Origin of the sequence: Nitrincola iocasae (assembly GCF_008727795.1) — a bacterium.
In the GTDB taxonomy this organism is placed as follows: domain Bacteria; phylum Pseudomonadota; class Gammaproteobacteria; order Pseudomonadales; family Balneatricaceae; genus Nitrincola; species Nitrincola iocasae.
The window spans coordinates 2891273-2914131 of the sequence record NZ_CP044222.1 but is presented as its reverse complement, the minus strand read 5'-3'; the positions used below and the strand labels follow the sequence as shown (position 1 = coordinate 2914131).

Annotated in this window: 16 protein-coding genes, 1 tRNA gene and 1 pseudogene; 14 read left to right on the top strand and 4 right to left on the bottom strand. The window is 45.3% G+C overall.

What is annotated here, in order from left to right; translation table 11 throughout:
- Positions 1-9 precede the first annotated feature (9 nt).
- From F5I99_RS13400 to F5I99_RS13390, 3 genes are all read left to right on the top strand, one after another.
- Positions 10-2100 carry a putative bifunctional diguanylate cyclase/phosphodiesterase gene (locus tag F5I99_RS13400; RefSeq protein WP_151056795.1) on the top strand — a complete coding sequence of 697 codons (2091 nt, stop codon included), beginning with the start codon at positions 10-12 and terminating at the stop codon, positions 2098-2100.
- Positions 2101-2365: 265 nt separating this feature from the next.
- On the top strand, positions 2366-3334 hold the full coding sequence (locus tag F5I99_RS13395) for an IS30 family transposase (RefSeq protein ID WP_151053932.1): 969 nt from the start codon (positions 2366-2368) through the stop codon (positions 3332-3334).
- A gap of 72 nt (positions 3335-3406) precedes the next feature.
- Positions 3407-6250: a bifunctional diguanylate cyclase/phosphodiesterase gene (locus tag F5I99_RS13390; RefSeq protein WP_151056793.1), complete on the top strand. Its 2844-nt coding sequence runs from the start codon at positions 3407-3409 to the stop codon at positions 6248-6250.
- Positions 6251-6261: 11 nt separating this feature from the next.
- Here the strand turns inward: F5I99_RS13390 and F5I99_RS13385 are convergent, their stop codons facing one another.
- Together F5I99_RS13385 and F5I99_RS13380 are read right to left on the bottom strand one after the other, a co-directional pair.
- Complete coding sequence (locus F5I99_RS13385; RefSeq protein ID WP_151056791.1) at positions 6262-7248, bottom strand: calcium/sodium antiporter; 987 nt, start codon at positions 7246-7248, stop codon at positions 6262-6264.
- A gap of 46 nt (positions 7249-7294) precedes the next feature.
- Positions 7295-7642, bottom strand: a complete 348-nt coding sequence (locus tag F5I99_RS13380) for a metalloregulator ArsR/SmtB family transcription factor (protein ID WP_151056789.1) — start codon at positions 7640-7642, stop codon at positions 7295-7297.
- A gap of 110 nt (positions 7643-7752) precedes the next feature.
- Here F5I99_RS13380 and F5I99_RS13375 point away from each other — a divergent pair.
- The 8 genes and pseudogenes from F5I99_RS13375 to F5I99_RS13345 all read left to right on the top strand — a co-directional run bounded on the left by F5I99_RS13375 (position 7753) and on the right by F5I99_RS13345 (position 14866).
- Positions 7753-7840, top strand: a tRNA-Ser gene (locus F5I99_RS13375).
- Positions 7841-7939: 99 nt separating this feature from the next.
- A pseudogene (locus F5I99_RS19985) lies at positions 7940-8092 on the top strand (DUF6538 domain-containing protein); the annotation flags it as partial.
- Between the two features lie 201 nt (positions 8093-8293).
- Entirely contained in the window at positions 8294-9949 is a 1656-nt protein-coding gene (locus F5I99_RS13370) for a site-specific integrase (protein ID WP_191905853.1), read from the top strand.
- A 163-nt stretch (positions 9950-10112) separates the two neighbouring features.
- Positions 10113-11513 carry a plasmid recombination protein gene (locus F5I99_RS13365; RefSeq protein ID WP_151056785.1) on the top strand — a complete coding sequence of 467 codons (1401 nt, stop codon included), beginning with the start codon at positions 10113-10115 and terminating at the stop codon, positions 11511-11513.
- A gap of 161 nt (positions 11514-11674) precedes the next feature.
- Positions 11675-13363: an ATP-binding protein gene (locus F5I99_RS13360; protein ID WP_151056783.1), complete on the top strand. Its 1689-nt coding sequence runs from the start codon at positions 11675-11677 to the stop codon at positions 13361-13363.
- A gap of 348 nt (positions 13364-13711) precedes the next feature.
- Positions 13712-13897, top strand: coding sequence for a hypothetical protein (locus tag F5I99_RS13355; protein WP_151056781.1), 186 nt, complete (start codon positions 13712-13714; stop codon positions 13895-13897).
- Between the two features lie 43 nt (positions 13898-13940).
- The gene (locus F5I99_RS13350) at positions 13941-14120 is read left to right on the top strand and encodes a hypothetical protein (RefSeq protein ID WP_151056779.1); all 180 of its coding nucleotides are present in this window, start codon (positions 13941-13943) and stop codon (positions 14118-14120) included.
- Between the two features lie 149 nt (positions 14121-14269).
- Positions 14270-14866, top strand: coding sequence for a hypothetical protein (locus F5I99_RS13345; protein ID WP_151056777.1), 597 nt, complete (start codon positions 14270-14272; stop codon positions 14864-14866).
- Positions 14867-14934: 68 nt separating this feature from the next.
- On the opposite strand, the gene drt2 is transcribed toward F5I99_RS13345, so the two are convergent.
- Positions 14935-16212, bottom strand: coding sequence for an antiviral reverse transcriptase Drt2 (gene drt2, locus F5I99_RS13340; protein WP_151056775.1), 1278 nt, complete (start codon positions 16210-16212; stop codon positions 14935-14937).
- Positions 16213-17382: 1170 nt separating this feature from the next.
- Here drt2 and F5I99_RS13335 point away from each other — a divergent pair.
- Positions 17383-19527 (top strand): autotransporter family protein, encoded by a 2145-nt coding sequence (locus F5I99_RS13335; protein WP_151056773.1) that lies wholly within the window; start codon positions 17383-17385, stop codon positions 19525-19527.
- Between the two features lie 140 nt (positions 19528-19667).
- A complete protein-coding gene (locus tag F5I99_RS13330; RefSeq protein ID WP_151056771.1) occupies positions 19668-21176 on the top strand; it encodes an autotransporter outer membrane beta-barrel domain-containing protein in 1509 nt (502 codons plus the stop codon).
- 75 nt (positions 21177-21251) lie between these two features.
- Here F5I99_RS13330 and tnpA read toward each other — a convergent pair whose 3' ends face one another.
- A complete protein-coding gene (gene tnpA / locus F5I99_RS13325) occupies positions 21252-21668 on the bottom strand; it encodes an IS200/IS605 family transposase (RefSeq protein WP_151056769.1) in 417 nt (138 codons plus the stop codon).
- Positions 21669-21689: 21 nt separating this feature from the next.
- On the opposite strand from tnpA, the gene F5I99_RS13320 reads away from it, so the two are divergent.
- The gene (locus tag F5I99_RS13320) at positions 21690-22751 is read left to right on the top strand and encodes an RNA-guided endonuclease InsQ/TnpB family protein (RefSeq protein ID WP_151056767.1); all 1062 of its coding nucleotides are present in this window, start codon (positions 21690-21692) and stop codon (positions 22749-22751) included.
- Positions 22752-22859 lie beyond the last annotated feature (108 nt).

Here is a 22859-nt window from a genome sequence, read left to right as displayed (position 1 = left end):
TACATATCAATGATATATACTGATGAACGGCTTGCTCGAACCCCTCAGCAACTGCAGTTGTTAAAACAGCAAGGTTACATCCTTGATGCTGCTAATGAAATGATAATCACCGTGTCATTGGATGAGCGTCTGCTGTTTTTGAACCAGTCTGGCAGACACTTGCTGGGAGTATCACTGGAAAGAGACCTGACATCTGAGCCTCTCTACGTTGCTGATCTTCATTCGCCTAAAGTATATGAATTCCTCCGAGAGCATGTGTTTCCGGCCTTGCTGAAAGATACAACCTGCTGGAAAGGTGATATTGAGTTCAGGGATTTAAATCATCAGCCAATACCGGTGTATCTTACGGTAATATCGCACCTTGATAGTGATGGCAAGGTCGCCTCGATTACAGGCCTGGCTAAAGATCTACGTGAACAGAATGCATTAGAAATTCAACAGCGCCTGGCTAAACGAGTATTTGATAATACCATTGAAGGCATTTTTGTGACTGATGCCTCAGCACGCATTTTTCAGGTGAATCCAGCCTTTACAGAGATAACCGGCTACAGCCCCGAAGAGGTTCTTGGTAAAACCCCTCGTCTACTGCGTTCCAATCATCATGATGCGGCTTTTTATGAAAAACTTTGGGCTGAAGTCGCGCTGAACGGAAGCTGGCAAGGCGAAATCTGGAATCGTCGCAAGGATGGCAGTGTATATTTACAGTGGTTATCAATTAACTGTTTGAAGAACAGCCAGGATGAAACCGAATACTACGTAGCGGTATTTCATGATTTGTCGGAGCTACGTGCGCGCGAAGCAGAAATTGAGTACCTGGTTAATCATGACCCGCTGACTGGTCTGGGTAATCGCAGCCAGTTTCGAGATCGCATCGAACAGGGGATTCGCAGTGGGTTCGGGTCACATACCAAAATGGCGGTGATTAAAATTGATCTGGGTGAGATCCAGTTAATCAATGACAGCCTTGGTCATGCCTGTAGCGATCGCTTGATTAAGCAGGCAGGCGATCGTTTGAAAGAATTGATCTCCCGAAGAGATTCACTGGTACGACTGGGCGCCGATGAGTTTGGCCTGGTGGTGGCCGATGTGCGCCAGATGCTGGACATCAGTCAAATGGCCTTTGATTTGAAACTGCAATTACAGGCACCCTTTATACTGGGGGGCGAAACCCTGTATATGAACCCTTCAATAGGGATCTCATTCTACCCAGATGATGCTGATAACGTTGAAGACCTGCTGCGTTGTGCGCGCACCGCCTTGCAGGAAGCCAAAGCCGCCGGACGCAACACTTTCTGCTTTTATAATCAGGACATGAGCCACCAGGCGCGAGACCGTCTGGTGCTTGAACAGGCACTTAGAGAAGCCGTACTGGGTAATGCGCTGAGTCTTAATTTTCAGCCAAAAGTGTTGCTGGAGACCGGAGAGGTTTTTGCTGTCGAAGTACTGGTTCGCTGGCGTCATCCAGTATTGGGATTTATTTCACCAGCGGTATTTATTCCTATTGCTGAACGTTCCGGGCTGATTGCCGAGTTGGGGAACTGGGTTATGCAGGAAACCTGTCGCCAACTGGAAATGATGAAATGCTCAGGCCTAAAAGTTCTGCCAGTGGCAATCAATCTGTCTGTCTATGAACTCGAACGGCCCGGATTTGCCAAACACTTGATGGACCCGGTCAAAAAATTTGGGTTGGACCCGGGCTTGTTTGAGTTTGAAGTGACTGAAACGGGATTAATGTCTCGCGAAGAAGCGGTCATAGATGCATTAAAGCAGCTTCGTGAGGCTGGTTTTAATGTGGCGTTGGATGACTTTGGTACAGGTTATTCCAGTCTGTCGTATTTGCGCAAGTTACCCCTCTCCACGCTAAAGATAGACCGAGCTTTTGTAATTGATATGACCAACGATAAAGTGGCGGCCAGTATTGTAAGAACTGTGATAGCGCTGGCAGAAAGTCTGGAATTGGAAGTGATTGCTGAGGGGGTTGAAACCCTGGAGCAGCAAACTATGCTGTTGAATTTAGGTTGTAAAAAGGCACAGGGCTATCTTTTTTATAAACCTTTAAGCTTGGAAGATTTTTATCAGTTACTTGCCGAAAGCGGCTAGTTTTACCTGGGCTAATGTAAATGATTTTAATTTCTATGGCTGTTTTTTTAGGATAAACGTTAATATTTACAATCAGGGTAACCTTAGTAAAACGCTTGTGTTTTTCACACCGGTTTTTTTTTCTGTGAATCTGTGAGTTGTTCAGTTAGTATTCCCTGAATTCAGATAATAACCGCAACACTCATGTGATGGGCCAGGTCGGAGAGAGGCCAGCTACCGAAATGTGGTAGCCTTATTTTTCGACCAAAAAAAATGAGATCTACACATGAGTTATCGGCAGCTGACCGAGGGACAACGATACCAGATTTCTTTGCTGCTCTCACAGGATTTTTCGCAGCGAGAGATTGCAAGAAAGCTAAACATTGCACCTTCGACCGTCAATCGAGAGTTGCGACGTAACAAAAATGAAGCAGGTCACTATGACCCCGATAGAGCTCAACAGCGCTCATTATTTCGCCGTTTAAAGCCAAAAGCTAAGCGAATATGTGAGAACACAAGGAATGCCGTTGAGTTCATGCTCGAACTTGACTGGAGTCCTGAGCAGATATCGGCTATTTGCACCAGGATTGGTTACACCGTCAGTCACGAGTGGATCTATAACTATGTACTGGCTGATTTTAATGAGGGTGGCACCTTGTTCACCCACCTGAGACATCGGTTGAAACGTTATAAAAAGCGGCTTCACAAGCAGCGGGGCCGTATCCTGGGTAGGCGCTCAATACACGATAGGCCTGGGATTATTGATGATCGAGGCCGCTATGGAGACTGGGAAATAGACACGGTCATTGGCAAACAAGGAACGGGGGCTATCGTAACTATTTTAGAGCGAAAAAGCCGCTTTTATTTAGTTAGGAAAGTGACTAGTAAACGTGCCGATGCGGTGGCTGAAGCAACGATAGATATGCTACAGCCTTTCAAAGCTTTGGTTCACAGCATTACCGCCGACAACGGCTTAGAATTCGCTGACCATGAACGCATTGCTCGTGAACTGGAAACTGATGTTTACTTTGCAGACCCCTATGCGTCTTATCAGCGTGGCGCAAACGAAAATGCAAATGGGCTCTTGCGTCAATACATACCCAAGGGCACGGATTTGCGGACAGTAACCCAAGCCTTGATTGCAAAGGCTCAAGTAAGGCTGAACCTGCGTCCCAGGAAAATACTGGGTTTCATTCAACCAGACGTAATTTTTAAAGAGCAATTGCGACAGAATATAAGCGGGTGTTGCAGTTAATAGTTGAATTCAGGTTCTGCACGTATACAAGGTACTTTAAGTTTTTTGTTCCCTGCAGTTTGAGGACCTTTTTTGCGGATTTCATATTTCATTCCTGCTCTAATACTGCTGGCATTTATTTATGCTGGCGCCGGTGTGTTGGTTGCTGATTCTGGTTTGCATGACCAGATTGTTCCGTTATGGATTCCTGCAGGTATCGGACTGGCAATTGTTATTCGTTTTGGATTGCCATTCCTGCCGGGAGTATTTCTCGGGAGTTTGTTGTTCAATATTTGGTTGCCCTTGGGGTGGCAAGAATTTTTTGACCCCGAAGCTATGCTGGTAGCGATTGTTATTGCCTCTGGTGCTACTTTGCAGACCGCGTTAGCGGCTTACCTGATCGAAAAATACAATGCCCATCCATTGCGTCCTCAGAGTGGTCGCGGTCTGGTTAAATTTATTCTGTTTGCCGGCTTTTTAACCTGTACCCTGAATGCCACGGTTGGTACTTTTGCTGTGCATAAAATGGCGAACACTCAGGGCAGTGCCGGTTTCTTTAATGATTGGTTGAGCTGGTGGATGGGTGATTCCTTTGGCGCTGTTCTGGTTACCCCCTTGCTGCTCGTGCTATTGGAGTCGAAGGTACAGTTAAATACCAAACGCCGGTTGCGTCTGTCTGCACAGTTAGCTCTGGTTATTCTTGCAGTGTTAGTCATCAATAAAATCTTTTTATCTCATTTGGACCAGCAGTTACGGCGTAGTTTTGAGCAGGATGTCAAAGTGCTGGATGCGCAGGTGCAAGCTGTTGTGCAGCATAACCTTGCCGATTTGACCCGTCTGGGTAAGGAATTTTCAGGGCCTTTGGGTGCTGATCCAGATGTGTTTCGGGATATGGTCGCTGAAATTCAGCAATATAACCCCTCTGTACGGGCTTATTCCTGGGATCCGATTGTTGCCAAGGAGGAACTGGATACCTTTGAAGTGTCTACCCGGCAGCTACTCAATGAGCCTGATTATCGTGTCTATGGTGAATCCTTACGTGTTGATGATCCGTTGATTCCGGTACAGATGGTCGAGCCGCTAGAAGCCAATCGTGCAGCGCTGGGTTTTAATCTGCTATCTATTGAGGATCGACGACGCTGGGTCATTGCAGCGCAGGAGCAGGGGCGCCCGGTTGCAACACAAATACTGAATCTGACCCAGGCACCGGATGAACCGGGCATGCTGATTTTGCACCCGGTATATATATTATCTGATCAGCAAAATCCGCTGATGGGTAATATGCTGCTGACCGGTTTTGTTGTGGGTGTGTTTACCGTCGATAAGATGTTTTCGGCGGCACTGGAAATGTCCGATATTGAGCATATCAATTTCAAGCTGTTTGAGTCAGGTGCACAGTCTCCTTTTTTTACTACCACAACATCGAGCCAGCCATCCCGGTCACTGTTCAATGATCACTTTCAGATCTCTATCGCACAGCAAACCTGGGATGTGTATGCAGAAGCAGGCCCCGACTATCTGGCGATGAGTCCAGCCAGCGATGCGCAATTGATGCAAACCCTGTTGGTAGTGGTGGGCTGTATGGGGGCCTTGCTAGTACTGAGTATGCACGATCGTGAGCGGCTGCTAATGGACCTGGTTCATAAACAAACACGAACCCTGGCACATCAGGCCCGACATGATGTTTTAACAGGTTTGCCTAACCGCTACATGCTGATGGAGAGAGTCAGCCAGCGGATTCATGATGTGTCTGAGCATAGCTTCAGCTTACTGTTCATTGACCTGGACAGATTTAAAATGATCAATGACAGTCTGGGACATCAGGTTGGTGATCAGTTGTTAAAAGGCATGGCGAATAATCTTAATCGTCGACTGGTCAATGGTTGTGAGCTGTTTCGTACCGGCGGTGATGAGTTTATTTTACTGGTCACTGGCGAAGCATTGCGTGCTGAGCAGGAAGCCGAACGGTTTTTGAATCTATGTACTATTCCCTTGCAGATTGATGGCCACAAACTGCAGATGACGGCCAGCATCGGCATCAGTCATTTTCCTGAACACGGACAGGACCTGGATACGCTGATCAAACATGCCGATACCGCCATGTATAAAGCCAAGGCCCAGGGTAAAAACTGCTATGAGCTCTACAGCAGTCAACTGACAACTCAGGCAGTACTGTCATTTCAATTGGAACAGGATTTACGCATTGCGCTGAATACCCGCCAGTTGCTCTTGCATTATCAACCACAGTTTTCACTGAAAAGCGGTGATCTATGTGGTTTGGAAGTATTAGTGCGCTGGCAGCATCCGGAAAAAGGCATGATGCCACCCGGTGAGTTTATTCCACTGGCAGAAGAGACAAACCTGATTATCCCCCTGGGCTGGCAGGTGATTGAATTGGCCTGCGAGCAGATTCTGGTCTGGCAGGAGCAAGGCAAGATGGTGCCTCCTGTGGCGATCAATATTTCGCCCAAACAGCTGCTGGAAGCAGACTTCATTGAACATATTAATGCCATTCTGGCGCGTTTCGGTATAGCGCGCAGTCAAATTGAGCTGGAAATTACCGAAAGCCTGATTATGCAAGATCCGGATTACGCTATAGAACAGCTCAACAGCCTGCGTCAAGCGGGCTATCGTCTGGCGATTGATGATTTTGGTATCGGTTACTCTTCACTCAATCGTCTCAAGCAACTACCGCTGGATCGCCTGAAAATTGACTATAGCTTTACCCGAGATATCGGTACCAATCCCAAAGATGAAGCGATCATTCTGACTGTGATTGCGCTGGGTAAAAGTCTGAATATCGAAGTGCTAGCTGAAGGGGTAGAAACCGAAGCGCAACTGGCTTTCCTGAAAGCGCAGGGCTGTGACAGCGTGCAAGGTTTTCTGCTGGGACGTCCTGTTCCGGAACAGGAATTGCTGTCCTTGCACGCTGCCTGATTGTTTGCGGTTTACCCCTGTGGAGCGGCTGCTGAAATACTGTACAGCAGGTAGCCGGTATAACTGATGAACACCAGTATTAACGCCGCACCTTCGACCCGGTTAATACGTCCAATCCTGCCTCTGAAACCATAACCCATCACAAACAGTGCAAAGGTGAGCGCCGCCATCACCGGCCAGTCCCGCGAGAGTAACGCCGGGTCAACATCTAATGGGTGTATCATACCGGCAAGACCGACAACCGCGAGAGTATTGAACAGGTTTGAGCCGATCACATTACCCAGTGCCAGATCATGCTCCCCTTTACGGATAGAGGCGAAAGCTGACGCCAGCTCGGGTAGAGACGTACCGACAGCGACAATGGTCAGACCAATAATCAGATCGCTTACACCCAATGATGTAGCAATATCAACCGCGCCCCACACCAGAATGCGCGAACTGACCATTAGTAGAATTAAACCCAGTAGCAGCCAGAATATAGCCTGTTTCAGCGTCATTTGACCGGCAACATCCTCGACTTCTGTCGTCCCGATAATGGGCTCTGCACGGCCTTTGAACCCTTCGCGAAGGCTCCAGCCCATAATCAGCGCAAATACAATCAGCATAATGCCGGCATCCAGACGAGAAATCTGACCATTTAACAGCAATAAGCCGGATAACAGTGTAATGCCTGCCAGTATGGGGAGTTCTTTACGTAATACCGATGCATTGACTGCAATCGGGCTGAGTAACGCGGTGAGCCCAAGAATCAGACCGATATTGGCGATATTGGAACCATAAGCATTACCCAGCGCCAGGCCCGGATTACCCTGCGAGGCTGACAAGGCTGAAATGAATAACTCAGGCGCCGAGGTGCCAAAACCTATAATAACCATCCCGATCAATAACGGCGGCATACCGGCATAGCGTGCTGTCGCAGCCGCGCCATCGATAAAGCGGTCAGCACTCCAGACAAGCAGCGCCAGACCGAACAAAATTGCAACAATCGGTATCAGCATGGAATAGGGCTCCAAAGCGTTACATTAATGTAAAAAAGGATTGATGTTACAGGGTATCAGGTTGTCCACAAGGGTCAGTGCTCTGCTGATTGAGCAAATTCTGCTGGTCAGATGCCAGTTGCTGGCTCTCTCCCTGGCAGGAAGCATTCAATACATCCGCCGTCCAGGCAGGCAGGGCCGGGTTAATCCGATAGTAAACCCATTGCCCACGGCGCTGATCTTTAAGCAGCCCACAATTACGCAACTGAGCCAGATGGCGTGAGACTTTGGGTTGTGATTCCTGTAACGCTGTCATCAGCTCACACACGCACAGCTCACCGCGCTGCTGCAGCAGATTAATGATGCGCAGGCGAGTTGAATCACTCAGGCATTTAAAAAAAACAACGGCGTCCATAGTCTATCCAGTTGGCTCTGTTCAGAAAAAACGGATTATAACCTATCTTTGACGGCATTCCTCTTGTGCTTTGCAGTTAGTCTGTTAAAATGCGCCGCTCAATACGAAACGGTCAGGTGTCCGAGTGGCTGAAGGAGCACGCCTGGAAAGTGTGTATACGGCAACGTATCGAGGGTTCGAATCCCTCCCTGACCGCCAATTTCCCTTTTAATTCAAAGGGTTATGTCAAATCAAGCTGTTGAAATCGTTAGGTCATGTAAATGTGCCAGTTAACGGTGACAGTACGAGGCGACAGCCATGCCAGCACATATTCCGCACACCTATCGCAAGCCTTCCGGTGTTTATTACTTCCGCTATGTCTTTCCCAAGTCCTTTTTGGAGCAGTTTCCAGCCATTGGCGCTGATCTTCGATTTTCCTTAAAAACCAGAACGCATGCCCAAGCCAAACTGCGCGTATACCAATATGTAAATATTGTCAATAAATCTATTGACCTATTTGTAAGGTGTTATTATAATACGCAGTTATGTCGATTTCATATATTCAAAAAAGATATATTAAATAGGTATAATATCAATTTAAATAATATAACCATATTTTCAGGAGACGCGCCATGCAACCGGCAGGTCGTAACAAAAAAGGACTTTTACACTATGATGGAACTCATTCGCCACACCCATTCCGACGGTAGTATCACAGCATTTAATTTCGGCTCACCTGAGCGCGATGTTGAAGCACTGGCTTTACTTAAAACCAAAGAGCGTTACTTCGCGCATAAGCTAATTCAACAGGATGATATTTCCTGTTCGTTTCCAGTTAGTGATTTCATACCTCAAAGCCCCACGTGGTATTTCAGTCCCGTCACTGAGCTAGACACCTATTCTCCAGACCCTGTACCTGACGTGCCCGACGAAGTGTGGGATCACCTGATTGGATCAAAATTAGAACCAGAATCCGAACCAGACACTTCATTGAGTGCGGATGAAGCCCACGTTGAGCCAGTATCAATTTCCCCTGAACAGCCAAATGAATCCACGCCGATTCCTGAAGCTATGTGCCAAGAGGAAACCATTACAATTGAAGCACTAACAGCCAGATTTTTTGCAGACAATGTTGCGCAGGGTGTGTACATCGAGGGTGATGCGACTTATCGGAAGTACCGTGGCTATATGAAAAATGTGGTGGAAGCTGTTGGGTCAGATACATTGGTGCATACCTTAACACCTCGCAGGATTATGGAGATTCGTAACGTTATCTTACGGTTTCCCAAGCGGCGTAATGATGGAGGTAGGCAGCATCGTACACTCGAAGATTTGCTGGCTGATCCGACGGTTGTGCGTATTAAAAAAGATATGGCGTCTGAATATTTTGACCGATTTAAAGCGGTACTGGATCATGGCTGCATTCTTGGGTATTTGACCAGTAATCCGGCGGATAAAGTGAAAATTCGCAAGGTTAAAGGGCGCACGGGTACTGGGATCGAAGAAGACGACAGCCGCCATCCTTTCAGTGATGAAGATCTGATTAATATTTTAAAGGGTTACATTTATCACGGTGACTACGATGTTGCCCCCAGAAAACTTTATGATGCCCATTTTTGGGTACCCTTGATCGCGATGTATACCGGCATGCGGGTAGGTGAAATCTGTCAGCTTCAAATATCTGACATTCATACCGAAGGTAAACGCTGGCATGGTCGGGTGTTCGACCAGCCGTACATTCAAGTATGCGCTGAGCATGAAACACAGCGCGTTAAAAACGAAAATGCGACGCGAAAAGTACCCATCCATCCGCGCCTCATTGAGATAGGTTTTCTCGATTATGTTGCATTTAGAAAGCATGAAGCAAGACGGTTTGAGGATCAACGCCTGTTTCGTCATATGCGCTATGAATCCAGCTCTAAGTGGGGGCGTGTAATCAGTCGCTGGTTTAACGGTGATGGTGAAAAAGCTGGCGGTGGATACAAGCATAGGGTGCTGGATACCAAGGATCAGGATGGAAAAGTATTCCACAGCTTTCGTCATACAGTGATGGATATTTTCCGTAGCACCCTTGGCTCGAAGGGTAAGCACATCACTTCGGCTTTATTGGGGCACGAGGAAGAGGGAAGTTCAGCGGCTTATGGCGATGGCTACCAGCTGGATCGCTTATCTGAGGCTATGTACACGTTACGTTATTCAGACGAAGTCGAGGCACTGGTCAGCAGCCTGCGATTCGATGATTACGTGCAAAAAATGATCAAGTACGGGATGGAAGGCTACGAACGCAATACGCGTATTCGGTGGCCGAAACAGGACGCTGCCGCCTGATGGCTGGCAGTGTTTTTTGGGGGTTCCAAGGGGGCTTGCCCACTGGCCGACGTCTTATGAAAATCGCCAGATTTTCATAAGACATAGTCGGTCACTTGGTCTTTGACCAAATGCTTTTAAATAAATAAAACAAGGAATTGAAAAATGAAAAGGATTTTTAATTATGGCTGGATATCAGTTTATACACTATGAAGCTTATGCGCGAACCGGAAATGATAAAAAACGGAGCTTAGTTTCTATCGCCAAAGAAGCGGATTGCGACTCAGGCAACCACCCACACGTTACCGCACCACAGCCACCGGAATATCTGCTTGGGTCATCCTTCGTTGACGCGGCTGAAGCTATTGTAGCCGCTACGGATGCCAGCAAGGTTAACCACAGTGGCAAAAAGCGAAATGTGCGAAAAGATGCAAATATTGGTATTGGTTTAATTGCCAGCCACCCCGTATCCATCGAAGACCTTAATGCAATGGCAGAGCCTGAACGAATGCAGGCAATAGCTGAAATTAAGGAATGGGCCGAGGATGCCGTAACCTTTGCAGAAACAGAATTCCCCGGACTGGTTCAAGTGGCCGCTCTTCACTGGGACGAATCGCATCCGCACATCCATATCCTTATTGGTAGTACAGAACCCACGGATGACTTTGAAATAATTCATAAGGGGGAGCAGGCCCGTAAAAATGCACAAAGTAATGACAGAACAGGGAAGGGAAAAAAGCTGGGGAATGACGCATACACCAAGGAAATGCGCCGATTTCAGGATCAATACCATGCAGAAGTTGGCATTTTTTACGGTCAAGCTAGGCTGGGACCAAAACGTAGAAGAAAAAGTCGTGCGGAATGGCGAAAAGAGCAAGCTCAACTGGACTGCGTGGCAAAATCCCTTCAAAGGGGGAAAAGTGTTGATCACCAAGTTGAAATGGCGTTATCAGCTGCCGCCGATCAGGCCCAACATATTATTGATACCACACAAGAAGAAGCCGTACGCCAGCGAAAACTGGTGGAGCAGAAAAAGCAGATAGCTGAACAAGAACTCGCTCAGGCGCAGCAATTGAGAGAGCAGGCAGAGCGAGAAGCCAAAGAAGCCGCTGGATTAAAGCAGGAAGTAGCTAAACTCAAAACCACGTTGGATGAACGTGTTCGTGATCTATCCAAGTACGATGGTTTTTTTGGTCGGGTACTCGGTTGGTTTGGGATACGGCAGAGGATTGAGCAGAGAACTGAAGCCAAGCTAAACACCCAGCTAGTTAAGCTCCGCAAAAAAGTTGATGAGCTGAGTTCACAGGTAGGTAAAGAAAAATCCATGCAGCGTCAGCATCGTGTGACAGCTGATGCTCTAAAATCGCTTCAGAGCGCACTTTCGCTGTCAGTTGATGATTACCCTCACCTGCAAGAAAAGGGTGCACTAGAAAAGCATTTTGTGTACATTCAAGAATTAGTGGAAGCTAATCAAGTACCTGATAAGTTGCAGGAACAGATTGATGCTTACATCGAGGAGTTGCAGATGACACAGTTCAAGAGCCATGTGCAGTCATCGACATTATCAAGTGATTTAGATATGTGAGTGGTTGATTGGGAGCATTAGCAGGTGTCACATTACTGGTAAGCATGCTTTGAATTTTGCGGCGGTAACAAGGCTAACCTGCTAAGAATTGTTATGAGGTACGGTACTTCATGACTGAGCTGTTAAATTACTATTCGCGTTAATCAGAATAGGGAGAAGCAATGAGCACTTTTATAATTACACCAAAGGTAGATGAAACCCAAGAGTTCATCGAGATAGCAAACGACTTCTCTAATCCACTTGACTTGGTCCGTGAAGCAATTAGTAATTCTTATGATGCTGGTGCGATAACAATACATGTTTCTTTTGAGGTCGTAAAAAAATACGGTGAATCAATATTAAAGATAATTATTAAGGACGATGGCTCTGGAATGACCAAAGAGCAGCTTCAAAATTTTTTTGATCTTGGTAATTCAACACGCCGAGGGGACAATGATAGTATTGGCGAAAAAGGTCATGGAACCAAAGTCTACTTCAATAGCAATAGAATCGAAGTAAGGACGTCTTGTGGTGGTATTGGATATTTAGCTGTAATGGATGAACCATTTAAGAAGCTTTTTGATCGTCAGATTCCAAAAGTTGAAGTGGAAAAAAATGATGATGTAGAAAAAGGTACGGAAATAGTAATATTCGGCTATAACAATAATAGAAGAGATAAATTTACTCATCCTATATTAAAAGACTATGTAAGTTGGTTTACTAAGCATGGGGCAATTGAAAGCCAATTCAGTGATTCATATGGAAGAGTTGAACTTTTTCTAAAAGGCCTAGGTTATCAAGAATTCGAAAAAATCGAACAAGGCCATCATTTTCCAGATGATAGCAGGGATATTAATAAATTATTCGAATCTCACCTCACGCAAGCCCCTGATTACTACTCAAAAAAAATAATTAGAAAAGGTTTCTTGAAAAATTATCCTGAAATAAGCTATCAGGCGATATTCTGTATTGAAGGAAAGTACGCAAAGTATAGCTACAATGACATGTTGCGACGCAGGGGATATAGCGCCCCTGAAGGTGCTTATACCATACAGGAACGGTATGGGTTGTGGCTCTGTAAAGACTACATGCCAATTCAAAGAAAAAATGAATGGATTACGCACAAAGGTTCAGAGTATACAAAATTCCATGCTTTCATTAACTGCCAAGAAATGCGTTTGACAGCAAATAGAGGCTCTGTAGACAACACACCAAGTGAGGTTCTTCAGGATATTAAAGAAGAAGTAAAAAAAATCTATGATGATGTTATTAAAAGTGATGAATGGACAGCAATGGAATGGCTAGAGGAAGAGGCTTCATCGTATCAAACTACTGAAAAAGAAAAGAAGAATTTTGACTGGCGAATAAAGAAAATTAATCGCGCGAATGTAGCAGAATATAAAGAGATTAAGTTGGTAGAGCCAGAGCGAGAGAGCGGTGTTTTTTCTATATTTCTAATGTTATCTCAAATAGAAAAAGACTTATTCCCCTTTGTTGTTATTGATTATGACACTCATGATGGTATAGACGTAATTGCGAAAGGAGACAGTTCTACGCCTATCGCAAGTGCCAAGCTATTTTATGTTGAGTTCAAACGTACCCTTAGTAAGGGATTTAATCATTCCTTTGAGAATTTACATAGCGTTGTTTGCTGGGATACCAATATTAAGCATGATGACGTGCTTAGCGATATCAATAGCGAAGAGCGGAAAATGCAAATTGTTGCTCCAGAAAGTAATGACGACTATACACGGTATTTCTTAGATAATCCCAAAAAAGCCCATAAAATTGAGGTTTTTTGCTTAAAAACATATCTGAAGGAAAAGTTGGGGATAGAGTTTAGACCGAGATCATCAAATGCCGTAATTTAACAAGGCTAAGCACGGTGGCGCATTTTTCGTTGCGGCTTGACCTCCAAAAAAACACCGTGACGTTGGCGGTTCTTAGAATTTTCGGAGGATAAGTGGTGAGCTTGGAAGTTAAATTTACCAGATGGACAATGCCTTCGATTGAAATGCTACTAATCCATCAAACCCGTAGATTTTTTCCTAAGTTAAAAAAAGGTGTTCTCAAAAAATTAGCATATAGATTTATTGTAACAATGTAAAATTAGCCTAAACCAGAATGTTAAACACCTTATAGGGTCAGGGGTTTATTGAATACTGTTTTTAGCGCTCTTAAACTTGGTTTTATAGAATATATATGGAGGTCTTGAAGTAATGATCGAATTAGCAATTGATGGACAGATTTATCAAGCCGACTATGTTGTAGTAGAAAATGTTGTAACTGTATATGGTGATAATGGGTTTCAATCAACCCAGCTTGGTGGCTTGTCTGAAGAAAGAGTAGCAAAAATTCTACTCAAAGGTCTGATACAAAAAGGTCTGATTAAGCCTGTTGAATAGATATATAACTAACGTAACCGTGATTATAAATGGAGTTACTATAATGTGTAATGATGATGAAGAGTTGGAGCTCGACCTTTATAGTCTCGGATACAAAGCATTTAATGAGGGCGACCCCTCTGATTCTTCTGAAAGTATAGAGTGGCAGAGAGGTTGGATGGATGCAGAAGATGATGATAAAGAACGTAAGCAAGCTATCGCTCGCCGTAATAATGAGACATAATTGCAAGCAGGCATCTTAACAGTTTTTTCGTTTCGACTTTGCTTCTATTGCATAGTCGCACGGGTCCTTCGAGCATTAGGTTTGATGTAAGGGTTAGTTGGATTTTAATTTTATATCTGAAATATACAAACTTTACCTGTGAGAGTTAAATGAATGATTTATTGATAGGGGCCCTTATTGCTTTAATATCTGTCTATTCTGGACATCGGTTGTCTATTAGTATGGTAGTAAGGAGGGGTAGCGCACTTGAAAGTGGTTTGTATGCTGAGTTTTCAATTCTTAATAACTATTTGAAAGGCTGGCTTTTAAAACTATATGATGAGTACAATAATCCTCTCCGCGATAAATATTCTCGCCTTATGCCATTTGATCTTGATTATTTCAACAATATAGTTGTAGAGCTTATTGCAGTAAATAAGTCGCTAACAAAAGATCAAAGGTCTTTTATTGTTAATGTTAGAAATAGAATGGACACGATCAAGCAAAAAGATGTTGATAGAGCTTCTGTAATAGAAAGAAATATTGATGAGTTAAAATTTTTTGTGAATAAAAATGATACTGCATATTTAATTGCAGATGTCGCTGAGACGATATATTATTTGGATAAGTTCTGTGAGGAAAAACGAAATTTTTCAATTGTTAGGAGTGATATGAATTTTGACCATATTAAATATGGTTTGGAAAAGTCAGGTGTGATTATGAGTGAAAAGGTTTGTGTTGATCTGCTGAGGTATGCTAAGGGTTAATTGCATGATCCGGTTCTAGTAAAGAAGTTACAGAATTTTTTTGAAATTTTATAATTTAATTTCTTGTATTATTGATTTATTTCATCCTGTAAATTTCTCCAAAGAGGTTTTATTTGACGTTTGATTGTTTTGGATTCCATTATTTCGGCAGCTCTAATTGCATACCGAATGAAATTTCTTTTACCAAGGTGAGAATATCGGTCATACAGCTTTCTTTTATATAGAGTAGTGGTTTTTTTTCCACGTCTAATCTTAGTTTTATTTCGCTTGCGGCAGGTTGACTTTGCTAATGTAACTCCACGCTTCATCCGTTCTGAGAAACGAGCGAATGCTGCTGATCTAATAAATATATTTTGTCCGTTGAAAAGAAATCCTAAATACTGAAGAGGCTTCTCGCTGAAGAGGCTGCCTGAACTATCATAGTCAAAAATTCGTCTCTCAGTTTTCTTAGTGTTAATGGTAAGATTAAGCGCTTTAATATCACGTGCTACCATTCCTGCTACACTGTCAGTGAACTCTTTGGGAACAATAAATAGCATATCATCACAATATCTAAAGTAATGTCCCCCCCATTCATTTACGGCTTCAGCCATATGCTGATCAAATTTCAACATGTATATGTTAGAAAGTAATGCACTAATAGGAGAGCCTTGAGGGATACCCATGGAGCCATCATTTTTCTTAATTAGAGCTCCTGAACGAACTAAACGATCGAATTCTTTGGGTGAACAAACTCTTTTCCTACCATGTTTTGGGTTATGTTTCGCTATACCCAATGTACTGTAAAGCTCGTCTCGGTTGACTGACGCATAATGGGTTAATGAGCGAAAAACACGATAATGATCCAGTGGAAGTTGGCTCTTACCCAGCAAATCACACCAACGTTTCTTAAGAAGCATGTGGTCTAAATTGTCAAAGAAACCTGAGATATCTACGCCAACAACGCCGCAGGGGCCAAATGCTCGTATTGCATTGAAAGCATCATTTGCAAAATGGATGTTTGACTTTCCCAAAGACCTAAATGCCAAGACATTTTGTTCTAGTCCGAGCCTTAACAGCTCCTTTTCATAGTGGGAAGATAGTATATGTGAATAATATGCGTAAATATGACTATCTAGATGAGCTGCATAAGCAATAGGACGTTCTTTCGTTTTCTTTTCCAATACACCTGCATCTGATTTTGCTAGTTTTTCCACAATAATTTGGTAGTCAATCAGAGGCCAAAAGGAATACTTAGCAACTGCTGTCGGGTTCTTGACGATGAAAGACGCTTTTTTAAACCCAATTGGGAGGTCGAAGTGAAGGTAGCCGCGTTGACGGTACCATGGGTGCTTCCTTTTATCCATGAATCAACCTTGTAGCTAGCAAAACCAAGTGAGGCATCTGACTGCGGCATCTTAGCCCCACTTGGCTTAACTGGTGCAATTTAATACACCTTTTGGCCAGCGTTTAGTGTGCTTGCCCACTAACGCAAGGCGAACCGCACATGTTAGACATGAATTATGATGTCTGTATCACAGTGGAGATTACAATGAATTGCAACCTTGCCGACTGGATGACGTTAGTTGCCATGGAACTTATCGCATTGTGCGACGGTCTAATGGTACTTGACATCTTGTGACACTCCCTTCGCCCTTTGACGAAGGCACATCAATAATAGGATTTATTTAAAGCAATGTACAGTAGCTGCTGCTAATAATGATGTCTATCTGGATCTGGTCTTTGCCAGAATGGTATAGGTTAGGGGTAAACAGAGTGATAAATTCAGGCTTGACTATTGCAAAATCCAGATCTACTATGACGTTTGAAAGTTGCATTTATATTTCTTTACGAATCATATAAATCAATAGCTTATAGGTTAATTAGGGTGTTCTAATCCGTTTAACCGAATCCCTCCCTGACCGCCAATCCTCGTAAAATCATAGGCCTGGAGTTAGACAAACTCCACTCCGCCTGAAAACTTTCTGTAAAGAATTGCCCGCCCAGTGTTATGGCATTTAACGGTGACACTTGCAGCTGGGAAATACATATCATCACCACTTGCTTAATCATTCAGAAAACCATCCGGTGTTACCTCCTTCCTATCGACGAGTAATTTCCGTATATTCCGAAAATTCTGATGAGTCAAGTCCAAATCCACTCTGTACACGACGCACTTACCCAGCGTAGCTACTTAACCATCTTTATTCCGGTTAGCTCCAAAAGACGCTGTATTAATTAGGGTTATTGCTTTACAAATATATATTTTCATATAAGCGTGGTAACACACAGACTTATTTTTGTAACTTGGATATAGTGCACTAACCGGAACTTTCGGAAATGGCTATTGTTGCGAATAATTTATGGAATTTATGGATTTCTAGTGTCTGCCTGGTAGTGCCGCTTTGGGTCAAACAACCTTTTGTGCGGGTTGCTTTCAATACACATTTATCAATGAAAACTTTGAGCATTCTGAATAGTTATGCCCGCGGATCGCCCGTCTAAGACTGTAAATAACCTAAATTGAAGGCGTGCTCGTGAAAGTTAAATTAATTACTGCTGCTATAGCTGCTGTCATCGTGTCGTGGGCGCCGCATAGCTTGGCGCGTCAATCAGTCGCACTGCCATATCTGTTCGGTGTTGCCCCAGGTGATAGCGTGGGGCAGGAAACCGGACTTGATACGACAGGTGCCGCTCTCCTGACTATCAATCCGGATATCAACATCAACACGCTTAATGATGTCGGTGGTGGTATTACCAACGATGGTGACAATTTAGCCAGCATTCTCTTCCTGGGTAACTCGACGGTCACAGGATTTACGGGCACAAGTTCGCAACGGTTTAACGCCATCACTGCGGGTGCTAATGCGACAACGGTGAACTTGAACGGGGATGTTTTTGTAACCACGTTTAATGTAAGCGGGACAGGAACCGTTAATTTCAATGGCAACGTCAACTCCGGTATTGTTGCGGCCAGCACTATTATTGCTAATGATGGCTTTATTAACATCGGTGCAAATCAACAGTTCAATAGTGCCATCACAACCAATACTGCCAACACTGGTACTTTGACATTCAACAGCGGCAGCAGCGTGATTGGTGCCATTGGTGGCGCAAGCGGCCTGAAGCAGATCAATGTTGTGGGTGGCAATGCTGCAGTGACGGGTGCCGTACAAGCGCGCGAGTTCAACCTTGGCACGAATACCTTGAATATTACTGGGGCCTTAACCACTAACGCTGCCGGCACGATTTCGACCACGTTTGCCAGCGATGCTGTATTCGGTAAGATTGTCGCGACGGGTGACTCTGCCATCAATAGCGGTGGTGTTACCGTGATTACAACTGTTACCGGCGCACTGACAGAAGGCACCACTTACCGGATTGTGGAATCGCCGTCTGGCACTGATGCGGCGCCGGTCAATGTTATCAACAATAGCCCGCGTTACACCTTTACCGGTTTACCGACGACTCTGGGCAACGTGGACATTCAATTGACTGGAATCGCACCTCTGGAAACCCTGGTTACCGATCCTGGTGCTGTGGCCGTTGCTCCGATTCTGGATGTGAATGCAGCGGTTGGCTCCGATCTTCGGGACATCCAGGACGCAATCGCCGTACTTCCCACCGCGGATGCCATCAATGATGCGTTGGCACAACTCGCCCCCGGTAATACCAATCTGGCAGCGCCTTGGGTGACTGCGCAGACGACACGCCTGTTTGATGATCTTTGGATGGCGCAGGTGGATCGAATCCAGACAATCTGTTGCGATACCAGTTGTGATGATCCCAACAACCCTGATAAGCCGTTAGACTTGAATGCCTGCATGGACGCTGACCAAGAGGGTCAGTGGTGGGCGGAGGGTTTCGGCAGCCAAGGCGAGCAGGGCAGCGTTAATAATATGAACGGATACGATACTGAAGCCTTCGGCCTGATGCTTGCCTATGATAAGCCGCTGAGCCATCAGACCCGTGTTGGTTTTGGTGGTGGTTATGCGACGAGCACCATCGATGGTGACAACTCTTCGGGCAGCACCGATATTGACTCATTTCAGATCACTGGTTATCTACATCACGCCCCAGGCCCCATGTTTGTCCAGGCCGCAGTGACGGTTGGTGTTAATGCTTACCAAAGTGACCGTAATATCGTATTTCCTGGAGTGAATCGTACGGCGAAGTCTGATTACACCGGGCAGCAGTACGCTGGTATCGTCACCGTAGGACGGCATTATCAGGTGAACGAAACAATTATCACGCCGCTCGCTTCATTGCAGGCGTCCCATGTTCGTGTTGGTAGCTATACGGAAACGGGCGCGGATGATCTGAACCTGAGTATCGATAGCCAGGATTACAATTTTGTTCAGTCTACCCTGGGTGTGAAAGCGGAGCGTGTGATTCGCTCAGGCAACCGCACTTATGCTCCCGAAGTGCACGCCAAGTGGAAGCATGATTTCAACTCCACTACGATGGCACAGGACGCGACATTCACTGGTGGAGGTGGAAGCTTTAATGCGCAGGGGATCGAGCAGGATAGGGATCTGTTCAATGTTGGCGCGGGTGTCACGTTTCTTTCATGTAATTGTGAAAAGGATGCATGGGCGGTCAAGGCACTGTATGACTATAACTGGAACGACAGTGAATACTCATCTCACCAGGTATCTCTCATCGCAAGCCTGAAGTTCTAAATAGCCACTGTTCTGAATCAAATAGCAGCGCCCCGGCGATGCTATTTTTGTTTGTAACTACTTAATTTTTTTTGATTACACTCAGATGCGCAAAGTCGTTTTGGCAATGCACTTTTTAGTGGTTAACCAAGAGGTCTGTAATGTCGAAACGTGTATCAAAATATAATAAAACAACTATGAGTCTAGCTGTTGGCTCTATTGTTTTACTTTCTGGATGGGTCAACGCATCCTCTTTCTCTGTTGATGGTACTACCATTTCCTCAAATGGGGCGGGGTTTTCTCAGCAGTCTGCTAACACTTATTACCTACCCAGTGCCAATGGCGAGTTAACAACCCTAACTTTTTCTGATGGTAGAGGTCTCACGTTAACATCCAGCGAACAGTCAGCCTTTGCTAGCTCAAGCAGTGCTAATGTTGTTGGCATTTTATCAGGCGGCTCAACCGTTAATGCCGTTCTTGGGTATGGAAATGCATCTACTATAACTATAGCTGATGCAATTAGCGGTCAGAGCCTTGTCACTGGTAGATACGGTCAATTAGGTGCTGGTCTTGGGTTTGAACCTGCTTTTGTTTTTGACTATTCCAATGGTGAATTAGCAATTAGAGCTGTAAAATCTATCAGTGGTATAGATAACACTGGCAGTTTTACTTTTACTTCTGGACCAACCTATTTTTCTTTAGGTAGCTTCCTTCTTGCCATGGCTACACCTTCTTATACATTGGCGGATGCAGCCCCTTCTTTACTATCAGCTTCTTACGGTTTGACAGCTAACCTAACCACGACCAGCTTGCTTCTGCATGGCGCACACAGTCGTCCTATGGGTCGTTATGTAGCTCCTCAGCAAAGAACCTTTTGGGCGGCTGGTGATTTTGGAACAGATAACCATGGCGATCGGGATGGTAAAATTGGGTTGGCTGAGTTTGGTGCGGGTTACAACTATGGAACCGTTCAACTGAATGCGGCTATCGGGCAAACATGGGCTGAGCAAAACCTGATTAATTCAGGTGAAGTTGAAGTTGATGGCATGTATCTGATGTTGGAAAGTATCATTCCACTGTCTTTAGAGCGTGGAATGTATGCAACGTTAAGCGCCTATCATCACTGGGGTGATATTGATATTAACCGTGGTTACTTAGTGGGTGGGGCACAAAACTTCTCTTCAGGTAGTGCGGATAGCAATACATGGGGGCTCCGTGCCCGTGTTGATTGGGTGGATGCTTTTGCTGTTAAAAGCACCAATTTAAGTCCATATGTTGATCTTTCATACAATCACTCTACCCTGGATGCGTATACTGAAACCGGTGGTGATTTTCCAGCTCAATTCGATAAGCGTAAAGATGAGATTACCGAGTTACGTCTAGGTGTTAATTCGGCAACACCGATAAACTCTTCTAAGCTGGATTTTGTCACTAACCTGGAGGCTGTTCACCGCTTTGATGACAGTGCCTCTAATACGGCTGGACAGATTGTTGGAGCTGGCTTTAGCTTTAACGTTGCGGGTCAAGCATACAAGCAGAATTGGCTGAAGGCGGGTGTTGGTCTTGAAGGTGAAGTGGGTGCTGGGAAGCTGTCGGTCATGTTAAATGGAACATCCAAGTCAGAGCTGTCTGATGCGTGGTTGGCTGTATCGTATACCCTGGCCTTCTGAATTTTGACCAAAATGCGCGACAAGCCCCGTACTTTTAGTGCGGGGAAGGATAGCGCTGGGAGGCGGCAGCCTCCCTTAAAGTGGTCGGGTTTGCTGCTCAATATAATGCCGAATGACTGAGATAGGCGCACCGCCAACGCTACCGGCGTAGTAGCTTGGACTCCATAGTGCGTTTTTCATATACGCAGGCTTGATTAACTCTGGGTGCAGTTGCTTGAGCCTCCTACTCGACACACCTTTCAGGCTATTAACCAGTTTCGACACGGACACCTTCGGCGGAAAGTTCACCAGAAGGTGAACATGGTCGGCCTCACCATTAAACTCCACAAGCTCCGTCTCAAAGTCCTCGCACACGCTGCGAAAGATACTTTCCAGCGACCTAAGATGTTCATTAGTGAACACAGCGCCTCTGTACTTTGTAATAAAGACCAAATGAGCATGTAGCTCAAAAACGCAGTGTCTGCCTGTTCTGTATTGGTTGTTTTCTTTCATAGACCAATTATAATTGAAGATATGAAGTACACCAAGACCCTTAAAGTTCGCGTCCGAGACAAGCATCGCCCGCTACTGAACCAGATGGCACGGTCGGTCAATTTCGTTTGGAACTATGTAAACGAACTCAGTCGCCGCTCTATCAAAGAACGCGGTGTGTTTCTGTCCACCTACGATATTCAGAAGTACACCCAAGGTGCGCATAAGGAACTGGGGCCGCACAGCCACACAGTTCAAAAAGTGGGTGCTGAGTACGTTACCCGCCGTAAGCAGTTCAAAAAGAATCGCTTGAACTGGCGCAAGTCAGGCGGTACTCGCCGCTCGCTCGGCTGGATTCCAATCAATACAGGTATGGCGAAGTGGAAGAACGGTCAGATCTACTATAACGGTCACTACTTCAAAGTCTGGGACAGCTACGACCTAGCGTTGTACACGTTTAAGTCTGCATCGTTCAACGAGGATGCCCGAGGGCGCTGGTATTTCAATGTAGTGGTTGAAGTTGAGGTGGACGTGCCAGCAGGTCAGGACAAGATCGGTATCGACCTTGGACTGAAAGAGACTGCCACTTGCTCAGACGGCACCAAGCTAGAGGCTGGTCGGTTCTATCGTGATCTGGAATCGAAGCTGGCTGTTGCACAACGTGCCAGAAAGAAGAAGCGAACCAAAAACATTCACGCTAAGATTGCCAACCAGCGCAAAGACGCGCTGCACAAATTCAGTCGGACGCTGGTCAACCGTGCGGGTGCAATCTACGTTGGCAGTGTGAAATCATCCTCGCTGGCCAAAACCAAGATGGCCAAGTCAGTGCTGGACGCTGGCTGGGCTATGCTGAAAACAATGCTGGAATACAAATGCGATAGCGCAGGCATTGTTTTTAAAGAGGTCAACGAGTCGTACACCACCCAAGCCTGCTCGTGCTGCGGTTGCATTTCCGACAGCAGTCCGAAGGGTAGATCAGGCTTGCGAATAAGAGAATGGACTTGCAGTGAGTGCGGTGTCACTCACGACCGCGATATGAACGCGGCCAAGAACATTCTTGCGGTCGGGCATGGCCGTCCTGTAGAGGGAATCCCCGTGCTTTAGCGCGGGGAGGATGTCAATTCAGCACTCTTGAGCATCTTTAGTTCTTTAACTATGCCTCTACTGCCAGGCTTTGATGAAACATGTCTCAGCCTATAGAATGATCAAAAA